This is a genomic window from Bacillus sp. FSL R10-2780 (assembly GCF_038006125.1).
Lineage (GTDB): Bacteria > Bacillota > Bacilli > Bacillales > Bacillaceae_G > Bacillus_A > Bacillus_A cereus_U.
Map to the genome: position 1 here is coordinate 3,610,918 of NZ_JBBOUQ010000001.1, position 19,963 is coordinate 3,630,880.

Below are 19,963 nucleotides of genomic sequence, written 5' to 3' on the forward strand. Positions count from 1 at the left end.
CTATTCACTCCCATTCATTCATACACATTAAGTTACCCTCATTATACTGTTAGCATCATTTTTTTCCCAATGATTTGCCTACCCTACGTGTGCGTGCGCTTAACAGCTTGCACATACTTTCGTACAGTCGCTACAGATACATTATATACATCACCAAGCTCTGCCTGTGTCATCTTATTTCTTTGTTCGCCGCGCACAATATATTCAATTGCCGCTGACCAACCGTACACATTTGTAAAAGTCGCTCCAGATGTATATAAACGTATGAACGTACAAAACCAAAAATTTAAACACTCTTCGATTAATTCATCGTCTTTTTTCGTATAATTGTATAATGCATCCGCGATTCGTACGCACTGTTCAAATTGCTGTAAATCAGCTGGGATGCTTTTATGACTATTAAGTAAAAAGAAATATTTTGCAAGTTGCGATACGATTGGAACACCATTTTTCGCTTGCGTTACATCAAAGAAGAACCCAACCTTCTCTGGTGTTGACAATTCATTCATTAAATATAAAGCTAGCATTTTCTCTTCTAGCGTCGTACTTTTCTGAAATGATTTTCGTAACTCTTCAAATAAAAGATTTTGTCCTTCATCTGCTAAATTCAGTGCATTCCACGGTTCTTTTCCTTTTTTATCAGGATGCAATTCTACAACATGTTGCCACATTTTTTCAGCTACTTGCTGTTCCTTCACCATATACGCAGAGTATGCAAACCAGTAATAAAAACTAACGTCTCCTTCGTATCCTTGACGCTTTAATACTTTGAACCATTTATATGCAGGTTCAAAATGACCAATTGTTGCAAGCGTTGTTCCAAGTTTCAAACGATGCTCAAATGAAATTGGATATACCGAAACTAACTGCCCTGCTAATGACTCTACTTGCTTATGCTCTCCAATTGAATATAGAAAAATAAGCGTATTACAAAGCGCATGCATATTACCAGGACTTTTCTCTAAAATCATTTCTGTTAACTTAAGCGCTTGATCTACATTACCTGATTGAAAATGTGCAATCGCTAAATTATTATGGCCCGACCAAAATTCTGGATATTCTTTCGTAACAACTTCTAGTGTAGCAATCGCCTCTTCTAATTGTCCGTTACGAATGTAGCGGTTCGCTTCTTCTTGCATAACAATTAGCTCATCTTCATCCTCAATCTCTTCCGCACCCATTGCTTCTTCTTCCATAATCTCAAGCAATTCTAATGTATCTTCTACGAATTCCTTCTCTTCCGCAACTTCTAAATATCGCTCTGCATACTTCTTCGCCTGTTGAAACAAGCCCATATATGCATAATTATTTGAAATAAAATAATAGCATTGCTCAAGTTCAGGATTGGATCTAACAAGCTTTAGAAATATCTGATTCGACTCTTGATATTCACCAGATTCAGATAATGCTATTGCTAGTTGGCATAAAATAAATGGCTCCTTCTCGCTTTGTGACGCTCTTCGAAAATATTTAATTGCATCTTGCAATTTTTGCCCTTTATAAGCCCTCATCCCTTTTTTATAAAAGAAGTCCGCTAATTGATTAAAAGAGATAACTTGTCCGCTCTCCTTATATATTCTTTGATTTTTCCCCATATATCCTCCAGTTTTTTGTTTTCTTCGCTCACACATTCTTCTATCTATAAGTATAAACGATTCCGTAAAAAACAAAACAGTATATTATAATCAAATATTTCCTTTTTATTCATAAAAAGAGAAGAGAAATGTTACATTTTTAACATCAACCTTCTCTAGTAGGCATTTCCTCTTTCGTATAAATAATACGCATCGGATTTCCGCCTACGAAAGCGCCGCCTGGTACATCTTTATGGACAAGTGTGCCTGCAGAAACGATAGCACCATCTCCAATCGTCACACCTGGTAAAACTGTCGTATTCGCTCCGATCATAACTTCATTCCCTATGACGATTTCTCCGAGTCGATACTCACGAATTAAATATTCATGCGCTAAAAGCGTTGTATTATAGCCGATAATTGAATTGTCTCCCACAGTAATCTTTTCTGGAAACATAATATCTGGCATTACCATAAGTGCAAACGACGTTTTCTTTCCTACTTCCATCCGTAAAAACGTGCGATATAACCAATTCTTCACGGATAAAAATGGCGTGTAACGTGCGATTTGGATGATAATAAAGTTTTTCATTACCTTCCAAAAAGAAACTGTTTTATACACATTCCACAATGAATTTTCTCCTGAAACAGGATAGCGCGTTGTCCGTCGCACTGAACTCTCTCCTCTACTTATATAAAGTGACACTTTAACCGGTAGGAACCCTTTTCCCCACTGATTACTAACTCTCATCAATCAAGCATTTACAGGCAGGAATCTTACTACCCATTAATACGGGACAAAATCGGTAGTAAATCACTCATTTTATCTAGCACATAATCTGGTTTATACGCTTCTAAATATGCTCTACCTTTCAATGTCCATGAAACCGCTACTGTTTTCGTACCTGCATTTTGTCCACCGACGATATCATGATGATTATCACCAACCATCAATGTTTCTTCTGGCTTTGCATCTAATAATTTCAATGCTTTTTGAAGTGGTTCTGGATGTGGTTTCACATGTTCCACATCATCAATCGTCACGACAACATCAAAAAACTGATCAAGTTTCGAAAGCTTTAATCCCATTTCAACCGTCTGTCTCGCTTTCGTTGTAACGATGCCGATCTTATAACCTTGCTTCTTCAATTCTTGAACCGTTTCATATACAGTTTCATATTCTTCCACTAATTCATCATGATGCTCATGATTAAATTGACGATAACATGTAATCATCTCTTCAACCTTGCTTGCATCAATCTTACTAAAAGTGTCGTGCAAAGATGGACCGATAAATCCTAATACATCTTCACGCTTATACTGATTAGAATAATAGTGATTTAACGTATGTAAAAAAGAAGAGATAATAAGTTCATTTGTATTAATTAACGTTCCATCTAAATCAAATAACACTGTATTTATTTTCATCGTCCTTAATCCTTTCATTACCTGAATATGAAAGAAGCAGCATCTTATATAAGATGCTACTTTTCTCTAATTTTCTAAATATCTTTTATCAGCTTGCCCCATTTTTCGTCTCACAATAATGAAAATGATAGAAATAACAACAATTCCAATAGACATTACTTGTGCAATACGAAGTGGTCCTAGCATTAAACTATCTGTACGCAAACCTTCTACGAAGAAGCGTCCCACTGAATACCAAATTAAATATGTGAAGAATAATTCACCACGGCGTAAATTCACTTTTCGTAACGCGAGTAGTAAAATAACACCTGCAAAGTTCCATAATGATTCATATAAAAACGTTGGGTGATAATACACACCATCAATGTACATTTGATTAATAATGAAATCCGGTAAATGAAGACCTTCTAAAAACTGTCTCGTCACTTCATCACCATGCGCCTCTTGGTTCATAAAGTTTCCCCATCGGCCAATTGCTTGTCCTAGTAAAATACTCGGCGCAGCAATATCCGCTAACTTCCAGAATGAAAGCCCGCGTCGTTTCGCAAAAAGGATCCCTGTAATAACAGCCCCGATTAAACCACCATGAATCGCCAAACCACCTTGACGAATATTAATAATTTGACTCGGATTTTGCGAATAATATTCCCATTCAAAAATGACATAATACATTCTCGCAAAAAGAATCGCAATTGGTACTGCAATTAATACAAGATCGATAAATGTATCTTTGTGAATACCAAGCCTTTCTCCCTCGCGAGTTGCTAGCCAAAGACCTAATAGCACACCTGTACCGATAATAACCCCATACCAATAAACAGGGAACGGTCCGAGTTGGACTGCTATACGGTCAAGCTGTGGTACAGAACCTAACAGCATATATATGACCTCCCTCTCCAGAGTCTACTCTTGATTTCCTAACTCAATCGCACTCATTAATCGTTCAGAAAACTGCTGTGCCGCATTGACTCCCATACGTTTTAATCTGAAGTTCATCGCTGCTACTTCAATAATAACAGCCAAGTTTCGACCAGGACGAACTGGAAGTGTAATCTTCGTAAGTTCTGTATCAATAATCTTCATCTTCTCTTCATCAAGACCTAAGCGATCATAATTTTTCTTTTGATCCCAAATTTCAAGATTAATAACAAGCGTAATACGTTTATAATTTCGTACTGCCCCTGCACCGAATAACGTCATTACGTTAATGATACCTAGACCACGAATTTCTAATAAATGCTCAATTAAATCAGGTGAGCTTCCTACTAATGTGTCTTCATCTTCTTGACGAATTTCTACGCTATCATCCGCAACAAGGCGGTGACCACGCTTTACAAGTTCAAGCGCTGTCTCACTTTTCCCGACACCACTTTGACCTGTAATTAAAACACCAACGCCATAAATATCTACTAACACACCATGAACAGCTGTTGTTGGCGCTAACTTACCTTCTAAATAGTTTGTTAAACGACTTGATAATCTCGTCGTCGTTTGAGCAGAACGTAATAAAGGCACGCCTGATTCACGTGATGCTTGTAATAACTCATCCGGTACATCTTGATTACGAGTTACAATAATACAAGGCGTCTCTTCAGTACAAAGCGCTTTCATTCTCTCTTGCTTTTGCTCTGTCGTTAACGTATCAAAGAACGTAAGCTCCGTTTTTCCAAGAAGCTGCACACGATCAGCTGGATAATATGTAAAAAATCCTGCCATTTCAATTCCAGGTCGTGATAAATCACTCGTATCAATCGGACGATGAATCCCTTCTTCACCACTTACTAACTCCAATTGAAATTGTTCAATTAAATCTTTTGTCCTTACTTTCGGCATATGTATAAACCTCCACTCCGCTGCGGGTTCAGTCTCATTTGATGTAAAATTCCATTCTATCGGATATTGTACCATTTTTTTCTGGAAACAAGAAACATGGTTTCTAATAAATAGAAAAAAACATTTCATATGAATCATGAAATGTTTTTCTTTTTGTCATTTTCTCTTTTTTTCATGTAATGGTTCAACAATTACTTTTTCAATTATCATATTAAAAATCGAAATACAAATCGCCGCAACAATCGCTACACCAAATCCAGATATATTAAAGGCGTCCCCTAATAATGAATCCGTCATCTTTAACGTAATCGCATTAATAACGATTAAGAAGAAACCGAAAGTTACAAGAGTAATTGGTAGCGTAATTAAAATTAAAAGTGGCTTTACAAATACGTTTAAAATCGCCAATATAATACTCGCAATAATTGCAGTTTGTATATTTGCTATGTAAAATGCGTCTGGTGCAAGCCCCTTTAAAAGTCCGGATACAGCGATTAACACAACGCTATTTACAAGAAGTGATACAATCCATCTCATTTCCTTACACATCCTTTTAACATATATATTTAATCATACGCTAATAGATAATAAACGCAAGTAACATGCAAACTCTTATACCAATTTATTCTATTCTTTATACTTGTATACCTACTAACAATCTTACCAGTTTTCCCTTGTAAAATAAGGGCCATACCATCTATGTTCGTGCGTTTTCACAAAGGTCCAAGTAAAGTCTTTGTCTACAATATAGATATCACCTTTAAACGCATCGTCTGTTTCCCGTAATATATCCTCCATATGTAATAAACGTGCATCCTTTATTAGCAGTACATCATCACAATGTTGATAGAATATGTAACAATCCTTTTTCACTTCATTATGAAATATACTCTCTGCTCCTTCACCTTCTAAACATTTCTTCTTTTCATAACTAAATATGTGCCATAGGTAACCACAAGCATACTTATCTCCATGAAGAAAAATGTCTTCTTTTTCTTCATCACTTAAATGGTTTGCAAAGTGGTCCTCCCAGCGTTTTCTAAAGTATATGCCCCACTTTTGAAACTCTCTCACCTTCATATTTTTCTTTCTCAAAACATCTAAAAACTCCATTTTATCCCCCTATGAAATAAAAACCGAGTGTCATTTCCACTCGGTTTTTATTAATAAGCTTATTGTGATAACTCTACTTCTTTTATTTTCTCTTTCATTCTTGCTTTATCACGATCTAAAATCTCTTTTAAATACTTAGCTGTATACGAGCGTTCTTCTTTCACTACTTGTTCTGGCGTTCCAGAAGCAACGATTTGTCCGCCTTTGTCTCCGCCTTCCGGTCCAAGGTCAACGATATAGTCAGCTGTTTTAATAACATCTAAATTATGTTCAATAACAAGAACTGTCTCGCCGCTTTCAACAAGACGCTGCAACACTTCTAGAAGACGTGCAATATCATGTGCATGTAAGCCAGTCGTTGGCTCATCTAAAATGTATAACGTACGCCCTGTAGAACGACGGTGCAATTCAGAAGCTAATTTCACACGTTGCGCCTCACCACCTGATAACGTCGTAGCTGGTTGCCCTAATTTCATATAGCCAAGCCCTACATCTACAAGCGTTTGAAGTTTACGCTTAATTTTCGGGATATTAGCAAAGAACTCTACCCCATCTTCAATTGTCATCCCTAACACTTCAGAAATATTCTTATCTTTATATTTCACTTCTAACGTTTCACGGTTGTAACGTTTACCGTGACAAACTTCACACGGAACATACACGTCTGGTAAGAAATGCATTTCGATTTTAATAATTCCATCACCACGACACGCTTCACAACGGCCACCTTTTACGTTAAAGCTGAAACGTCCTTTTTGATATCCACGCACTTTCGCTTCATTCGTTTGCGCAAATACATCACGAATATCATCAAATACACCCGTATATGTCGCTGGGTTGGAACGTGGTGTACGCCCGATTGGTGATTGATCAATATCAATAACTTTATCTAACTGCTCAAGACCTTTAATTTCTTTATGAGACCCTGGCTTCGCTTTCGCCTTATATAACTTTTGAGCTAACGATTTATATAGCACTTCATTAATCATCGTACTTTTTCCAGAGCCAGATACGCCTGTTACCGCTACGAATGTTCCTAGAGGGAATGACATCTTCGCATTCTTTAAGTTATTTTCTTTCGCACCGATAATCTCCACTTTACGTCCGTCACCTTTACGTCTTTCAAGTGGTACCGGAATAAACTCTTTACCGCTTAAATATTTCCCTGTTAATGAATTCTCGTCTTGCATAACTTCAGCTGGTGTACCTGCTGATACAACTTGACCACCATGAATACCTGCACCAGGTCCGATATCAAGTAAATAATCAGCAGCCATCATCGTATCTTCATCATGCTCAACAACGATTAGCGTATTTCCTAAATCACGCATTTCCTGCAAAGTGCGAATAAGACGATCATTATCACGCTGATGCAAACCGATAGAAGGCTCATCGAGAATGTAAAGTACGCCAGTAAGGCGAGAACCAATTTGTGTCGCTAAACGAATACGCTGCGCCTCACCACCTGATAGAGTTCCTGCGGCACGACTTAACGTTAAATAATCTAAACCGACATTCACTAAGAACCCAACGCGCTCCTGAATTTCTCTTAAAATTAAATGAGCAATTTTCTGTTGTTTCTCAGTTAGCTCAACAGTTGAGAAGAATTCCTGTACTTCTTGAACAGAATACTTCGTTACATCGGCAATCGTTTTATCACCAACGAAAACAGCTAAACTCTCAGGCTTTAAACGTCCACCTTTACACTTCGGACAAGCTTGCTCTGCCATATACTTCTCCATTTGCTCACGAACATAATCCGAACTCGTCTCACGATAACGACGCTCGATATTCGGAATAACACCTTCAAATAAAATCTCATTTTCTTTCACTTGACCAAATTCATTCACATAGCGGAAATAAACCTTCTCTTCCCCGCTTCCGTACAACACTTTATCAAATAAATCCTTCGGTATATCTTTCACTGGCATATCCATATCGATGCCGTAATGATTACACACAGATTTTAATAATTGCGGGTAATATTGTGAACTTGTCGGTTCCCAAGGAGCAATCGCATGTTCATTTAATGATACATCCCAGTTCGGAATAACAAGTTCTAAATCTACCTCGAGCTTTGAGCCAAGTCCATCACAAGAAGGACACGCGCCGAACGGACTATTAAACGAGAACATACGCGGCTCTAATTCTCCGATTGAAAAACCACAATGTGGACAAGCATGATGTTCACTAAATAGAAGTTCTTCCTCTCCCATTACATCGATTAAAACTCGGCCCCCGCCAAGCTTTAAAGCACTTTCTAGTGAATCTGCAAGTCGGCTTGCAATTCCTTCTTTTACAACAATACGGTCAATAACAACTTCAATTGAATGCTTCTTATTTTTATCTAACGTAATCTCTTCAGATACATCCAGCATCTCTCCATCAACGCGCACACGAACATAACCTTGCTTCTTAATATCTTCTAATACTTTCGCATGCGCACCTTTACGCCCTGACACGATAGGCGCTAGCACTTGCAACTTCGTACGTTCAGGATATTCAAGAACACGGTCTACCATCTGTTCCACTGTTTGTGATGTAATTTCAATTCCATGATTCGGACAAATCGGCGTACCAATTCGTGCGAATAATAAACGTAAATAATCATAAATCTCTGTTACCGTTCCAACTGTTGAACGTGGATTACGACTCGTCGTTTTTTGATCAATTGAAATCGCTGGAGATAAACCTTCAATCGTATCAACATCCGGCTTATCCATTTGTCCTAAAAACTGGCGCGCATACGCGGATAAAGATTCCACGTATCTGCGCTGCCCTTCTGCATAAATCGTATCGAATGCTAACGATGATTTTCCTGAACCAGACAATCCCGTCACAACAACAAGCTGATTTCTCGGAATGGTTACGTCAATATTTTTTAAATTATGCGCTCTAGCACCTTTTACAACAATAAAATCTTTACTCACTCTTTTCACCCTTCCGCTTTTAATTCTAATAGTAAATCTCTTAATTCAGCTGCACGCTCGAAATCTAACGCCTTTGCTGCTTCTTTCATCTCTGCTTCCATCTTCGCAATTGTATTTTCACGTTCTTTTTTCGTCATCTTCTTAGCTGGTGTTACTTCATATGTTTCCGTATCCTCAGCTGCTGTTGTCGCACGAATAACGTCACGTACTCCTTTTTGAATCGTCTTCGGCGTAATACCATGCTCCTTATTGTAAGCTTCTTGTATACTACGACGACGCTGCGTTTCTTCAATCGCAATTCCCATTGATCTCGTTATGCGATCTGCGTACATAATAACGCGGCCGTGTTCATTACGTGCCGCACGACCAATTGTTTGTATTAATGAACGCTCTGAACGTAGGAATCCTTCCTTATCAGCATCTAAAATAGCTACAAGTGATACTTCCGGAATATCTAATCCTTCTCGTAATAAGTTAATACCGACAAGTACATCAAACTTACCAAGGCGAAGGTCACGAATAATTTCAATACGTTCTAACGTTTTAATTTCAGAGTGAAGATAGTTCACTTTAATTCCTACATCTTTTAAGTAATCTGTTAAATCCTCTGACATTTTTTTCGTTAAAGTCGTAATTAATACACGTTCATTTTTCGCAATCTGGTCATGGATTTCTCCTAATAAATCATCTATTTGTCCTTCAATTGGTCGTATATCAATTGGTGGATCTAAAAGCCCTGTTGGACGAATAATTTGTTCTATTGCTTTCGGTGACTGCTCTAACTCGTACGGTCCTGGCGTTGCCGAAACGTAAATAACTTGATTCGTTTTCTCTTCAAACTCATCAAACGTGAGCGGTCTATTATCTAAAGCTGATGGCAGACGGAATCCATGATCAACAAGCACTTGCTTACGTGCTTGGTCCCCGTTATACATCGCTCTTACTTGCGGAACCGACACATGCGACTCATCCATAACAATTAAGAAATCCTCTGGAAAATAATCTAAAAGCGTATACGGTGTTGAACCTGCTGGACGAAGTGTTAAATGACGGGAATAGTTTTCGATTCCTGAACAAAAGCCCATCTCGCGCATCATTTCTAAATCATAACGCGTTCGCTGTTCTATGCGCTGCGCCTCTAACAACTTACCGTTATCATTTAATTCTTTTAAACGCTCTTCTAATTCCTTTTCGATATTTTCAATAGCAACCTTCAGCTTTTCTTCACGTGTAACGAAGTGAGATGCCGGGAAGATTGCCACATGATCACGTTCTGCTAATACTTCACCTGTTAATGCATTTACTTCTCGAATACGATCGATTTCATCACCGAAAAATTCAATTCGAATACAGTGTTCGTCAAGTGATGCCGGAAAGATCTCAACTACATCTCCGCGCACACGGAATGTACCACGCTTGAAATCAATATCATTACGTCCATACTGTACATCAACAAGTTCACGAAGTAATTGATTACGGTCCTTTTCCATACCAACTCGAAGTGAAACAACTAACTCGCGGTATTCTTCCGGAGAACCTAAACCGTATATGCATGACACACTCGCAACGATAATAACATCATCTCGTTCAAATAAGGAAGACGTTGCCGAGTGGCGTAATTTATCAATTTCATCGTTAATTTGCGCATCTTTTTCAATAAACGTATCCGTATGTGGCACGTACGCTTCCGGCTGATAATAATCGTAATAACTAACAAAATACTCAACAGAATTGTTAGGAAAGAAATCTTTCAGCTCACTATATAACTGCCCTGCTAACGTTTTATTATGAGCCATCACAAGTGTTGGCTTCTGCACTTCTTTAATGACATTTGAAATCGTAAATGTCTTACCCGTCCCTGTCGCTCCAAGCAACACTTGCTTTTTCTTTCCACTATTAATTCCCTCTACAAGCTTCTCTATCGCTCCCGGCTGATCACCTTGCGGGGAATATTCTGAGATAATTTCAAATGGATGTTCCAACTAAAAACCGACCTCCTCATAAAAATCTGTATTATTATTTTACCACGAATGCCCATAAAAAACCTAAAAAAACGAACAGATATTCGGTAAAACTTTCGACAAGTTATACATAGAAAAAGGAAGGAGAACACATTTCTTTCCTCATCAAACTTTCTCCAACATTAACGAGCAGTCGACCCCACACTAATTAAAGTTTTACTTCATTTTAAAGAGACATATAAAACTAGCTCTTTTTCCTACTGTCATCCTCTCCTATACAAACTATTGGTATACTAGAAAAAGCTACTTTCCTCTATGAAAGTAGCTTCTTATTTCCTTTCTCCTTCTTCGGAAAAATAACATATGAAAATGAAATCGCAGTATCCGCTAAAAGAATAATAGCCCATACTTGGCTTACACGGCTTGCTGTTTTATTTAAAACGATTCCTGACTCTAACCAATTTCCCCACTGTTCTACTGGAATAAGCCCATACATGAAGAAAAGGAATATATGAACCGCAACAAACAAAATAAGATGTAAAACCCAATTTTTTATTTCCTGCTTCGCATGCGCCATCCCTGTTACTTCAAGTGATTCTTCGATAATAGGCGCCGGTTCATTCCGCCACTTCGCAACTAATTTTTGTACATATATATCTAATTTCTTCAAATCCTTTTTCCCATAAAAAACTGCATATAATAAAATGATTACCGTAATGATTTGAAAATTAGAGAACTTCCCAGTTTGATAGTAGTCCACTACTCCTAAAGTTAAAATAAACACTTCATTTACGAGTAGCACAATCCCCATAATAAAACTTGCCTTTTTCAAGCGAAATCCATACCTTAGTAAAAAGAATCCGATAGCTGATAACCAAAATACAATCTCTGCCCCAATTAAAAAATACCAACGATATTCTGCGAGTATACTCATTTATCCCTCTCCCTTTCGTCATATATACGAAAAGCCTCATCCATATATAATAGAAGCTCTTCTTCAATTGGATACATACTCATTTTCTGTGAATCTTCTTTTGACTTTCTTACTTCCCACAATTTATCTAAAAATGCTTCATCACCATTAGCCATCTCTAAACACTTCTGCATTAATTTCTTCGTTGCCTCTTGTACTTCATCACACGATGCTTCCTTACCGTCTTTCATAAAATTACGTAATTGCTTTAATAAATCTACCCACTCTAACACATTCGGATCTTCCTCACTCATATTTGGCAAATTATGAAGTAAATCTTGCTCTTCTTTCGAAAAGACTTCATTTTGAAATATTTCACGTATACGAGGAGACTGTTTCGAAAGCTGAATAAGCTCAAACATAACTTTCCAATCCAGTTCTCCCTCCACATCTACCGAATAAACAACCGCTTGTAAAACACGCTCCATTCGATTAAACTTCTTTTGTTCTTCCTGTACAAATTGAAGTTGTTTTTCAAGCGAACCTTTTAAATTGAGCTCACCTGTTACTAACATATTCGCAACCTCTTTTAATGAAAAACCCATTTCTTTTAAAAATAAAATTTGCTGCAAACGAACAACATCTCTCTCGCTATATAACCGATGTCCTCCATCAGTTTTCCCACTCGGCTTTAATAAATCGATTTGATCATAATAACGTAACGTCCTTACTGTAACCCCTGTTTCCCTCGTTAGTTCTTGAATTGAAATCAACTCCATCACCTCTTCTCCTTCATTATAAAAGGTGACGTAACGTAACTTTCAAGTAGTTTGTAAAAAAAATACAAAAAGCTGTTTATACCTTTTGTATAAACAGCTTTTATGGAAGAAGACCCTTTTGTATAGCACGTCCACAAGATAAAATAATTGCCCCAACAACAACACTTGTTGCTGTTTTATGATAATGCGCTAAAATTAATAAATAGTACGATAAACCTACAGCACCAATCATAATACATACACTTGGCACTGGATTGCGAGAGAAGTTTTGCATCCCCCACAAAAGTGCAAATATAGCCGTCGCAACACATAATACCGCTAATCCCATCCTGTTTCCCCTTTATATATTTATTTAATTCCCCTTGCTGCTAATACACTCGTCGATGCCATGCTAATTAACAGTCCAAAAATAACTATATATAATAATTCATTCACATCCACGATTTGTCTATCTAAATACTTATTTACAGAAAGATACGCGATAAAAAACAAAAAGAAACCTACCATACAAGCCGTAAAATATTGCTGCATTTTTTTCATGATTCTCTCATCTAATGCAGGTACACCTTCTTCTTTCCATCGCTTTCGCTCCTTATACTCAGACACAGCGTATAAACTAATAAGGGCTACATTTGAAATCAATATCGCTCCCCACGAAATATTTAAAATGACTAAACTTGTATTTAAAATAAGCCCCGCTAAAGATAAGCTTCCTATAAACCTCATAACTTCTTGCTTATTCATGTATTATCAGCCTCTTTCTTATTTCTAAACTTCCACTTCGGCCAATAATTCACAACGAAATAAACAAACTGCCCTAGTACAAATAAAACGAATGGCATACCAGCATTTCCATAAACAATTAAATTGTACAAACTCCATATTGCTAAACTTATCACGAAAAATAACCCTACATATTTAAACGCTTTATCCGATTGAAATCTCTCAAACTCATCTTGCATTTTCATTCCTCCTATCGCTATGCTCGTTTTCCCGCCATTGCTCCTATGAGGAGACTACCAGCAAATAAGAAACTACATACAATGAATATTTCTGGCGTAGGTATGACATCTCTGCCTACGATTTTACTAGCACCAATGTAAACAATGAGAAGGACAAATGCGAATATAAGCGAGACATTTACATGCCTTTTTATATTTTCATTTACTCGCTCATCTATATCTGGAAATCCCTCTTTTTTGTACTTACGTTTTTTATAATACGTATACACTGTTAAAAATAGAATTGCTAAAATGTTACTAACTATTAGCGATAACATCGGTATGGATGGATCCATAATACGAACTAAAACGTCCCCTCCACATAATCCTAAGACAGTAGCGATATACAACTTTTTAGTATCGTTCATTTTCTCTCCCCTTACTCCAGCGTAAATATTTCCTCTACCTTCATTCCAAAATATTTGGCGATTTTTAGGGATAACTCTAGACTCGGGTTATAGTGGTAGTTCTCAATCGCCACGATTGTCTGCCGCGTCACTTGCATCGCCTTTGCCATTTCAATTTGCGTTATGTGATTTTGCTTTCGTAATTCTTTAATTTTATTTTTCACACCCATAGACTCCACCTTCGAAAGTAAAGATATCTTTACAAATTTTAGAAAAACATTTCACTGAACACCTTCTCTAACACAGTAAGACAGGAATTAAATTTATATCAGCGATTTTTTAAATATATCAGCGCAACTTAAATTATATCGGCGATTTTCCAAATATATCAGCGCAACTCCATTTATATCGGCGATTTTTTAAATATATCGACTTACCGACAAATATCGACACCCGTAGCACTATAGGCATAAGAAAGAAGCTGTCCCAAAATATCTTTTGGGACAGCTTCTTCGTCTTACTACATAAATCCTAATGCATATACAAGAACGTACCCAAGTACCGAAAGGCAAACCGAGCCAATTAGCCCTGCCACAAATGCCCTACTTCCTAATTTGCGGAACGTTTTAAACTCTACATTTAAACCTAGCCCTGCCATCGCCATTGCAATAAGCATGTACGCAATTACTACAATATATCCGGCAACAACTTCTGGGATAATCCCAAGCGAATGCACCGCACTCATTGCTAAAAATCCGAAGATGAACCAAGGAATCGGAAGGTCGCGCCACGATCTTTTTTCTTCGCTTCCCTCGCTCTTGCCAAACCATAATCCAATTAAAATCGCTACTGGTACAAGCATCGCTACGCGCGTTAATTTCACAATAACCGCGATGTCTACAGCCGTGCTACCGCCTGGCGCCGCAGCAGCGATAACATGAGCGATTTCGTGCAATGTCGCACCTGAGAACACACCGTAACCGTACGGAGAAAAGCCAAGCACTGGGTATAATAGCGTATAAATAAGTGTAAATATTGTACCTAAAATTGCAATAATCGCTGCCCCAACCGCTGTTTCTTCATCTTTCGCTTTCACTTGCGGTGCAATCGCGACGACCGCTGCTGCACCACAAATCGCCGTTCCGCACGCCGTTAAAATTCCAAGTTTCTTTTCTACTTTAAATACTTTCGTTAGTCCATATACAACGAAAATTGTAAATGTAATAACAACCGCTGCGATGACCAATACTTTCGGCCCCGCCTTCGCAATATCAACAAGATTTAATCGCATTCCAAGTAAGATAATCCCAAAGCGAAGCAACTTCTTACTCGCAAAGTTCGTTCCCGCTATCGCTTCTTGAGGAATCCCGATTGCCGCGCGCCAAACCATCCCAATTAGAATAGCAATTACTAATTGTCCCATAATATTTAAAAATGGAAGCTCCGCTAAATATTTCGCGGCAATGGCGATTAATAATGTAATCCCAATACCTTGCGAAAATCCAAAGCCCTTCTTCTTTTGTATAACAAGTGTTTGTTCCACCTTGTACCACCCCGATAATCGTATTGGAACATGCATGTTCTTTCTAGTTACATTATAAGAGAGTTTTTATAATAAGTTTAATATCAATATTCAATCTCTATCATCAGAAATACTTATGATAAAATAAAAGCAAAAATAAAGGGGCCTAACAAATGAACGTCGACATTTTAAAAATCTTTGTGACTGTCGTTGAACAAAAACATTTCTCTCGTGCAGCAGAACTTTTAAACCTTTCACAACCCGGTGTAAGCATGCACATTCGCAACCTGGAAAATGAATTTGGAACTACACTCATTCAGCGCTCCCCAAAGCACGTCCAAGTTACAGAAGCAGGAAACATATTATACATACACGCAAAGCAAATGCTCTCTCTTTACGAAGATGCCAAACAAGAAATTAATGACCTACATAACGTTGTAACAGGGACGCTCCGCATTGGCGCTAGCTTTACAATTGGCGAATACTTACTTCCGAAAATACTTGCGCGCTTTGCCAATGAAAATACACACGTCGAAGTTCATACATTTATATCAAATACAGAAGAAGTTTTGCAAAGCCTCCGCTCTAATCAAATTGATATCGGCTTAGTGGAAGGCCAAGTCGTATACGCTGACGTAGATGTTGAAACGTTTATGCAAGATGAAATGAAGCTCGTCGTCCCTCCAAATCATCCATTGCTTCACATCAAGGATATAAACGAAGCTACTCTCCAAGACCAAGTATGGGTATTAAGAGAAAGTGGCTCTGGGACACGTGCCTATAGCGATCGTTTTATTCATCAACATCATTTAAAAATGAAACGATTCTTTACATTTAGTAGCATTCAAAGTGTAAAGGAAGCCGTCGCTGCCGGGCTTGGCATCGCTATACTTTCTGATTGGACCGTGCGGAAAGAACTACTAGCTCAAGAACTATTCCACTTCGAAGTTCTAACTGAAAAACTAATTCGTCCATTCTCCATCGTGCGCGGCAAATATTTCATTCCGTCTAAAGCCATTCAAGTGTTTTTAAATCATGTAGATTCTTTTGCGAAAAAACAGAGTTGACCTTCACATTAGTGTGAAGGTTTACAATACCTTTAAAAGGAGTGAAACACATTGCGAATTGGGGAGTTATCTAAAAAAACAGGGGTCAGTGAGCGCTCACTGAGACATTACGAAGAAAAGGGATTACTCCCTTCAAACCGCCTCACAAACGGCTATCGTGATTTCGATAAAAGTGCCATTGAAAAAGTAGAGCTTATTCAAATGTACTTACAAATTGGCTTAAATTTAGAAGAGACAGCACGAATGTTGCGCTGCCTCGAAATAGAACCACAGCTATACGAAAATCCGTGCAGCAGTATCCTTGCACTTTACGAAGACAAACTCAGTGAGGTAACGAAACAAATCACATTACTTTCCAACATTCAAACGAATTTACAAAAACACGTTTCACTCCTAAAACAAGCAAAAGAAAAGGGATGATTACATGTTCGTCATACATGGCAGTTCAAGACAAAGCGGAAATACAGAATCTTTAACACATATGATGATTGATGGAATTGAAGCAGAACAAATTTACTTACGTAATCATATTGTCCACCCCATTACGGACCAGCGCCATGATACGGAAGGATTTCAACCTGTAAATGACGATTACCAAACTTTAATAGAGCAAATGCTAGAACACGATACAATCATTTTTGCGACACCCCTCTATTGGTACGGTATGAGTGGTCATATGAAAAACTTCGTCGATCGCTGGTCACAAAGCTTGCGCGATACATCTCTTCATTTTAAAGAGAAAATGAAAGGCAAAAAAATGTACGTCGTCATCGTTGGCGGAGACAATCCGAAACTGAAAGCATTACCACTTATCGCCCAGTTTCAATATATCTTTGATTTTGTTGGTTCATCATTTGAAGGGTATATTATCGGGGATGCGAACGGATTAGATGAAATCAAAAATGATGCTGAAGCACTCACAAAGGCACAACTGTATAATAGCGAATTCAAAAATCACAAACAGAAATAAGTTTGACAAACCCATTTGTATGCGCATACAATAAAAATAATATTATGAAAGGAAGGTACTTTGACCAATGAAGTTCTAATTCTCTTATTTATTTCATCCATCACAAATAGTGAACAAAAATGATGAAAACTAGCAGGGGATTAGTCTGTCCATTTGTCGATACTTTCTTTCGAGACGATCATGTAAAAATCGTTTATTAATGTACGATTTTTACATTGAAGGGCGACGTTTATCCTCTCTAGTGAAACTAGGGAGGTTTTTTTATGACTATTTTATTCGCACGTAATATTGAAAAGAGCTTTGGTGATCGTACCATATTTACGTTACCATCACTAGAAATTCACGCACACGATCGCATAGGAATTGTTGGAGTCAACGGAGCTGGAAAATCTACGTTATTACAAATATTAAGTAAAGAAATAGAAGCTGACCAAGGTATAGTAACTCACCATAGTTCTATCGCTATCATTCCTCAGCTTAGCGAGGAACTGCCGGAAACCGCTTCTTCTCTTACAAAAGGAAAATGGAATATTTCAAACGTTGCAGATTCAATGAGCGGCGGCGAACGAATGCGCCTAAAGATTGCTCATGCTCTCGAACAAGATGCAGGCATTCTATTTGCTGATGAGCCAACAAGTCACTTAGATATGTTCGGTACAGAGCAATTAGAAAAGGCACTTTTATCTTATAACGGTGCACTTGTTTTAATATCGCATGATCGTGATTTTCTAGATACCATATGTACCAAAATCATCGAAATTGAAGACGGTACTATTCAAGAATATAAAGGGAATTATTCAAACTATCGAAAACAAAAAGAACGTGAGCGAATACAAAAGCAAGCGGAATATGAGCAATATGTACAAGAAAAAAATCGTTTAGAGCAATCAATTTTACAAAGAAAGCAACGTGCTTCTAGCATGACAAAAGTCCCAACGCGGTTCAGTTCATCTGAATCTAAACTTTATAAATTAAGTGGGGCACATGGCCAAGAAAATGTTAGCAAAGCAGCGAAAGCATTAGAGACACGTCGCGAAAAATTAGAAAAGAAAGAAAAGCCAAAGGATCTTTCTCAAGCTCATTTTGACGTGCAATACCATACACCTATTCATAGTAAAGTGGTGGTACAGCTTAATAAAGCAACAAAGAAAATAGGTGACCGCACACTATTTAAAAATATGAATGGAACTATTTCCCCTGGTGCAAAGCTTGCTATTTTAGGCGCAAACGGAAATGGAAAAACAACTTTGTTCAATATGCTTCTCACAAACGAGCGCGGCATTCAGCTTTCGAAAAGCTGTAAAATTGGATACTTTGAACAAACACTATCAATTTTAAAAACAGATAAAACAATTTTAGAAAATGTTCTAGAAGAAACAAACTATACGGAGTCGTTCGTGCGAACAATACTTGCACGGCTCCTATTCCGCCGTGAAGATGTTCATAAACCTGTGCACGTCTTAAGTGGCGGTGAACGAATGAAGGTTGCACTTGCAAAAGTATTTTTAGGAAACTATAATATGCTTCTGCTCGATGAACCGACAAACTATTTAGACTTAGCAACTCAAGAAGAATTAGAAAGCATGTTACAAGAGTATCCTGGCACCATACTTTTCATTAGCCATGACCGCGCCTTTATTCGTTCTGTTGCAGACCATATTCTAAAAGTAGATGAGAGAGAGCCTAGAATATTCCACGGCAATTACGAGCAATACACAAAAAGAACAACTCAAGCTTCTGTAAATATTACTGAACAAGAATTATTACGGTTACAAACAAAATTAACAGAAATCATCAGCCGGATTTCTATACCAAATCCTCACGATGACATCACATTTCTCGAACAAGAATACGAAAAATTATTAGTTCAAATTCAAAAATGTAAAGAAGCGCTCTAATGTCTTCCCTATATATCGACGGGATCTTCCGCATTTCCCAAGAAATATCGAGGCTTCGACATAGAATATCGACTTAAACACGATAACAGCATCAATAACAACAAAAAAGCCGTGCACCAGCACGGCTTTTCACTTTATCCCGCTATTTGTGGGCAGTAAGACTCCCACCTCAAAATTCTGCTTGAGCAAAGAAGTTAGGTGGGAGATCAACTGCCCGTAAACGCCCGATTGGTTCAACTAATAATCAGTGGGGGATGAACAAAACCCCCACTAATTAAAGTTTCACTTTATATACGAACAGCAGTCCCACTCACCGCAACCATTAGCATCCCTTCGCGAACTACTTCGTAGTCCACGTCGATACCAACAATCGCGTTCGCATTTTTTTGTCTTGCGAGAGTTTTCATCTCTTCCATTGCAATGTCGCGTGCTTCTTTCAATTTACTTTCGTAAGCGCCTGCACGGCCACCGACCACGTCGCGGACAGAAGCGAAAAGGTCACGCACGATATTCGCCCCCATAATTGCTTCGCCATTGACGATATCAATATAGTCAGTAATCTCTTTTCCTTGAATTGTAGAAGTTGTTGTTACAATCATGCTTTATAGCCTCCCATATAAGATTTCC

General features: G+C 37.9%; 22 protein-coding genes. 4 read left to right on the forward strand and 18 right to left on the reverse strand.

The features are described 5' to 3' along the window. Positions 1–83: 83 nt before the first annotated feature. The 17 genes from NSQ47_RS19005 to NSQ47_RS19085 all read right to left on the reverse strand — a co-directional run bounded on the left by NSQ47_RS19005 (position 84) and on the right by NSQ47_RS19085 (position 15,422). Positions 84–1,595: a tetratricopeptide repeat protein gene (locus tag NSQ47_RS19005; protein ID WP_002159901.1), complete on the reverse strand. Its 1,512-nt coding sequence runs from the start codon at positions 1,593–1,595 to the stop codon at positions 84–86. Between the two features lie 145 nt (positions 1,596–1,740). Then, the gene (locus tag NSQ47_RS19010) at positions 1,741–2,247 is read right to left on the reverse strand and encodes an acyltransferase (RefSeq protein ID WP_002159900.1); all 507 of its coding nucleotides are present in this window, start codon (positions 2,245–2,247) and stop codon (positions 1,741–1,743) included. 107 nt (positions 2,248–2,354) lie between these two features. Next, positions 2,355–3,002, reverse strand: a complete 648-nt coding sequence (gene ppaX / locus NSQ47_RS19015) for a pyrophosphatase PpaX (RefSeq protein ID WP_016106605.1) — start codon at positions 3,000–3,002, stop codon at positions 2,355–2,357. A gap of 66 nt (positions 3,003–3,068) precedes the next feature. Next, a complete protein-coding gene (gene lgt, locus NSQ47_RS19020; protein WP_002034719.1) occupies positions 3,069–3,881 on the reverse strand; it encodes a prolipoprotein diacylglyceryl transferase in 813 nt (270 codons plus the stop codon). A 24-nt stretch (positions 3,882–3,905) separates the two neighbouring features. Beyond that, positions 3,906–4,835, reverse strand: coding sequence for an HPr(Ser) kinase/phosphatase (hprK, locus tag NSQ47_RS19025; protein WP_002016091.1), 930 nt, complete (start codon positions 4,833–4,835; stop codon positions 3,906–3,908). 156 nt (positions 4,836–4,991) lie between these two features. After that, positions 4,992–5,372 (reverse strand): phage holin family protein, encoded by a 381-nt coding sequence (locus NSQ47_RS19030; RefSeq protein ID WP_002112828.1) that lies wholly within the window; start codon positions 5,370–5,372, stop codon positions 4,992–4,994. A 123-nt stretch (positions 5,373–5,495) separates the two neighbouring features. Beyond that, positions 5,496–5,948, reverse strand: a complete 453-nt coding sequence (locus NSQ47_RS19035) for a DUF4275 family protein (RefSeq protein WP_341037663.1) — start codon at positions 5,946–5,948, stop codon at positions 5,496–5,498. Positions 5,949–6,007: 59 nt separating this feature from the next. Further along, a complete protein-coding gene (gene uvrA, locus NSQ47_RS19040; RefSeq protein ID WP_341037665.1) occupies positions 6,008–8,878 on the reverse strand; it encodes an excinuclease ABC subunit UvrA in 2,871 nt (956 codons plus the stop codon). Between the two features lie 5 nt (positions 8,879–8,883). Next, complete coding sequence (gene uvrB / locus NSQ47_RS19045; protein WP_078173395.1) at positions 8,884–10,860, reverse strand: excinuclease ABC subunit B; 1,977 nt, start codon at positions 10,858–10,860, stop codon at positions 8,884–8,886. 292 nt (positions 10,861–11,152) lie between these two features. Continuing rightward, a complete protein-coding gene (locus NSQ47_RS19050) occupies positions 11,153–11,773 on the reverse strand; it encodes a hypothetical protein (protein WP_078179443.1) in 621 nt (206 codons plus the stop codon). Beyond that, complete coding sequence (locus tag NSQ47_RS19055; protein ID WP_133059696.1) at positions 11,770–12,531, reverse strand: MerR family transcriptional regulator; 762 nt, start codon at positions 12,529–12,531, stop codon at positions 11,770–11,772. The genes NSQ47_RS19050 and NSQ47_RS19055 overlap by 4 nt, the downstream gene beginning before the upstream one ends. A 100-nt stretch (positions 12,532–12,631) precedes the next feature. After that, positions 12,632–12,859 carry a hypothetical protein gene (locus tag NSQ47_RS19060; RefSeq protein ID WP_088079705.1) on the reverse strand — a complete coding sequence of 76 codons (228 nt, stop codon included), beginning with the start codon at positions 12,857–12,859 and terminating at the stop codon, positions 12,632–12,634. A gap of 20 nt (positions 12,860–12,879) precedes the next feature. Next, positions 12,880–13,275: an ATPase gene (locus tag NSQ47_RS19065; protein WP_078179446.1), complete on the reverse strand. Its 396-nt coding sequence runs from the start codon at positions 13,273–13,275 to the stop codon at positions 12,880–12,882. After that, complete coding sequence (locus tag NSQ47_RS19070; RefSeq protein WP_341037671.1) at positions 13,272–13,493, reverse strand: hypothetical protein; 222 nt, start codon at positions 13,491–13,493, stop codon at positions 13,272–13,274. Before NSQ47_RS19070 ends, NSQ47_RS19065 begins: the two co-directional genes overlap by 4 nt. A gap of 17 nt (positions 13,494–13,510) precedes the next feature. Next, positions 13,511–13,900 carry a hypothetical protein gene (locus tag NSQ47_RS19075; protein WP_341037673.1) on the reverse strand — a complete coding sequence of 130 codons (390 nt, stop codon included), beginning with the start codon at positions 13,898–13,900 and terminating at the stop codon, positions 13,511–13,513. Positions 13,901–13,911: 11 nt separating this feature from the next. Continuing rightward, on the reverse strand, positions 13,912–14,109 hold the full coding sequence (locus NSQ47_RS19080; protein ID WP_016106613.1) for a helix-turn-helix transcriptional regulator: 198 nt from the start codon (positions 14,107–14,109) through the stop codon (positions 13,912–13,914). 290 nt (positions 14,110–14,399) lie between these two features. Next, positions 14,400–15,422 carry a YeiH family protein gene (locus NSQ47_RS19085; protein ID WP_016106614.1) on the reverse strand — a complete coding sequence of 341 codons (1,023 nt, stop codon included), beginning with the start codon at positions 15,420–15,422 and terminating at the stop codon, positions 14,400–14,402. Between the two features lie 152 nt (positions 15,423–15,574). Here NSQ47_RS19085 and NSQ47_RS19090 point away from each other — a divergent pair, with 152 nt between their 5' ends. The 4 genes from NSQ47_RS19090 (at position 15,575) to abc-f (ending at position 19,336) form a co-directional block, all read left to right on the forward strand. Continuing rightward, positions 15,575–16,468, forward strand: a complete 894-nt coding sequence (locus NSQ47_RS19090; protein WP_341037675.1) for a LysR family transcriptional regulator — start codon at positions 15,575–15,577, stop codon at positions 16,466–16,468. A gap of 51 nt (positions 16,469–16,519) precedes the next feature. Then, positions 16,520–16,888, forward strand: coding sequence for a MerR family transcriptional regulator (locus NSQ47_RS19095; RefSeq protein ID WP_341037677.1), 369 nt, complete (start codon positions 16,520–16,522; stop codon positions 16,886–16,888). A 4-nt stretch (positions 16,889–16,892) separates the two neighbouring features. Next, positions 16,893–17,438, forward strand: a complete 546-nt coding sequence (locus NSQ47_RS19100) for a flavodoxin family protein (protein WP_341037679.1) — start codon at positions 16,893–16,895, stop codon at positions 17,436–17,438. 263 nt (positions 17,439–17,701) lie between these two features. Beyond that, positions 17,702–19,336 carry a ribosomal protection-like ABC-F family protein gene (abc-f, locus tag NSQ47_RS19105; RefSeq protein WP_341037681.1) on the forward strand — a complete coding sequence of 545 codons (1,635 nt, stop codon included), beginning with the start codon at positions 17,702–17,704 and terminating at the stop codon, positions 19,334–19,336. A gap of 287 nt (positions 19,337–19,623) precedes the next feature. On the opposite strand, the gene NSQ47_RS19110 is transcribed toward abc-f, so the two are convergent. Beyond that, on the reverse strand, positions 19,624–19,935 hold the full coding sequence (locus NSQ47_RS19110; RefSeq protein ID WP_002159883.1) for a YbjQ family protein: 312 nt from the start codon (positions 19,933–19,935) through the stop codon (positions 19,624–19,626). Positions 19,936–19,963: the final 28 nt, after the last annotated feature.

What these genes read in the sequence shown, in the direction of transcription:
- NSQ47_RS19005 (WP_002159901.1), bottom strand. Translation starts at nt 1,595, where the DNA reads ATGGGGAAAAATCAAAGAATATATAAGGAGAGCGGACAAGTTATCTCT.
- ppaX (WP_016106605.1), bottom strand. Translation starts at nt 3,002, where the DNA reads ATGAAAATAAATACAGTGTTATTTGATTTAGATGGAACGTTAATTAAT.
- lgt (WP_002034719.1), bottom strand. Translation starts at nt 3,881, where the DNA reads ATGCTGTTAGGTTCTGTACCACAGCTTGACCGTATAGCAGTCCAACTC.
- hprK (WP_002016091.1), bottom strand. Translation starts at nt 4,835, where the DNA reads ATGCCGAAAGTAAGGACAAAAGATTTAATTGAACAATTTCAATTGGAG.
- NSQ47_RS19030 (WP_002112828.1), bottom strand. Translation starts at nt 5,372, where the DNA reads ATGAGATGGATTGTATCACTTCTTGTAAATAGCGTTGTGTTAATCGCT.
- NSQ47_RS19035 (WP_341037663.1), bottom strand. Translation starts at nt 5,948, where the DNA reads ATGGAGTTTTTAGATGTTTTGAGAAAGAAAAATATGAAGGTGAGAGAG.
- NSQ47_RS19050 (WP_078179443.1), bottom strand. Translation starts at nt 11,773, where the DNA reads ATGAGTATACTCGCAGAATATCGTTGGTATTTTTTAATTGGGGCAGAG.
- NSQ47_RS19055 (WP_133059696.1), bottom strand. Translation starts at nt 12,531, where the DNA reads ATGGAGTTGATTTCAATTCAAGAACTAACGAGGGAAACAGGGGTTACA.
- NSQ47_RS19060 (WP_088079705.1), bottom strand. Translation starts at nt 12,859, where the DNA reads ATGGGATTAGCGGTATTATGTGTTGCGACGGCTATATTTGCACTTTTG.
- NSQ47_RS19065 (WP_078179446.1), bottom strand. Translation starts at nt 13,275, where the DNA reads ATGAATAAGCAAGAAGTTATGAGGTTTATAGGAAGCTTATCTTTAGCG.
- NSQ47_RS19070 (WP_341037671.1), bottom strand. Translation starts at nt 13,493, where the DNA reads ATGCAAGATGAGTTTGAGAGATTTCAATCGGATAAAGCGTTTAAATAT.
- NSQ47_RS19075 (WP_341037673.1), bottom strand. Translation starts at nt 13,900, where the DNA reads ATGAACGATACTAAAAAGTTGTATATCGCTACTGTCTTAGGATTATGT.
- NSQ47_RS19080 (WP_016106613.1), bottom strand. Translation starts at nt 14,109, where the DNA reads ATGGGTGTGAAAAATAAAATTAAAGAATTACGAAAGCAAAATCACATA.
- NSQ47_RS19090 (WP_341037675.1), top strand. Translation starts at nt 15,575, where the DNA reads ATGAACGTCGACATTTTAAAAATCTTTGTGACTGTCGTTGAACAAAAA.
- NSQ47_RS19100 (WP_341037679.1), top strand. Translation starts at nt 16,893, where the DNA reads ATGTTCGTCATACATGGCAGTTCAAGACAAAGCGGAAATACAGAATCT.
- abc-f (WP_341037681.1), top strand. Translation starts at nt 17,702, where the DNA reads ATGACTATTTTATTCGCACGTAATATTGAAAAGAGCTTTGGTGATCGT.
- NSQ47_RS19110 (WP_002159883.1), bottom strand. Translation starts at nt 19,935, where the DNA reads ATGATTGTAACAACAACTTCTACAATTCAAGGAAAAGAGATTACTGAC.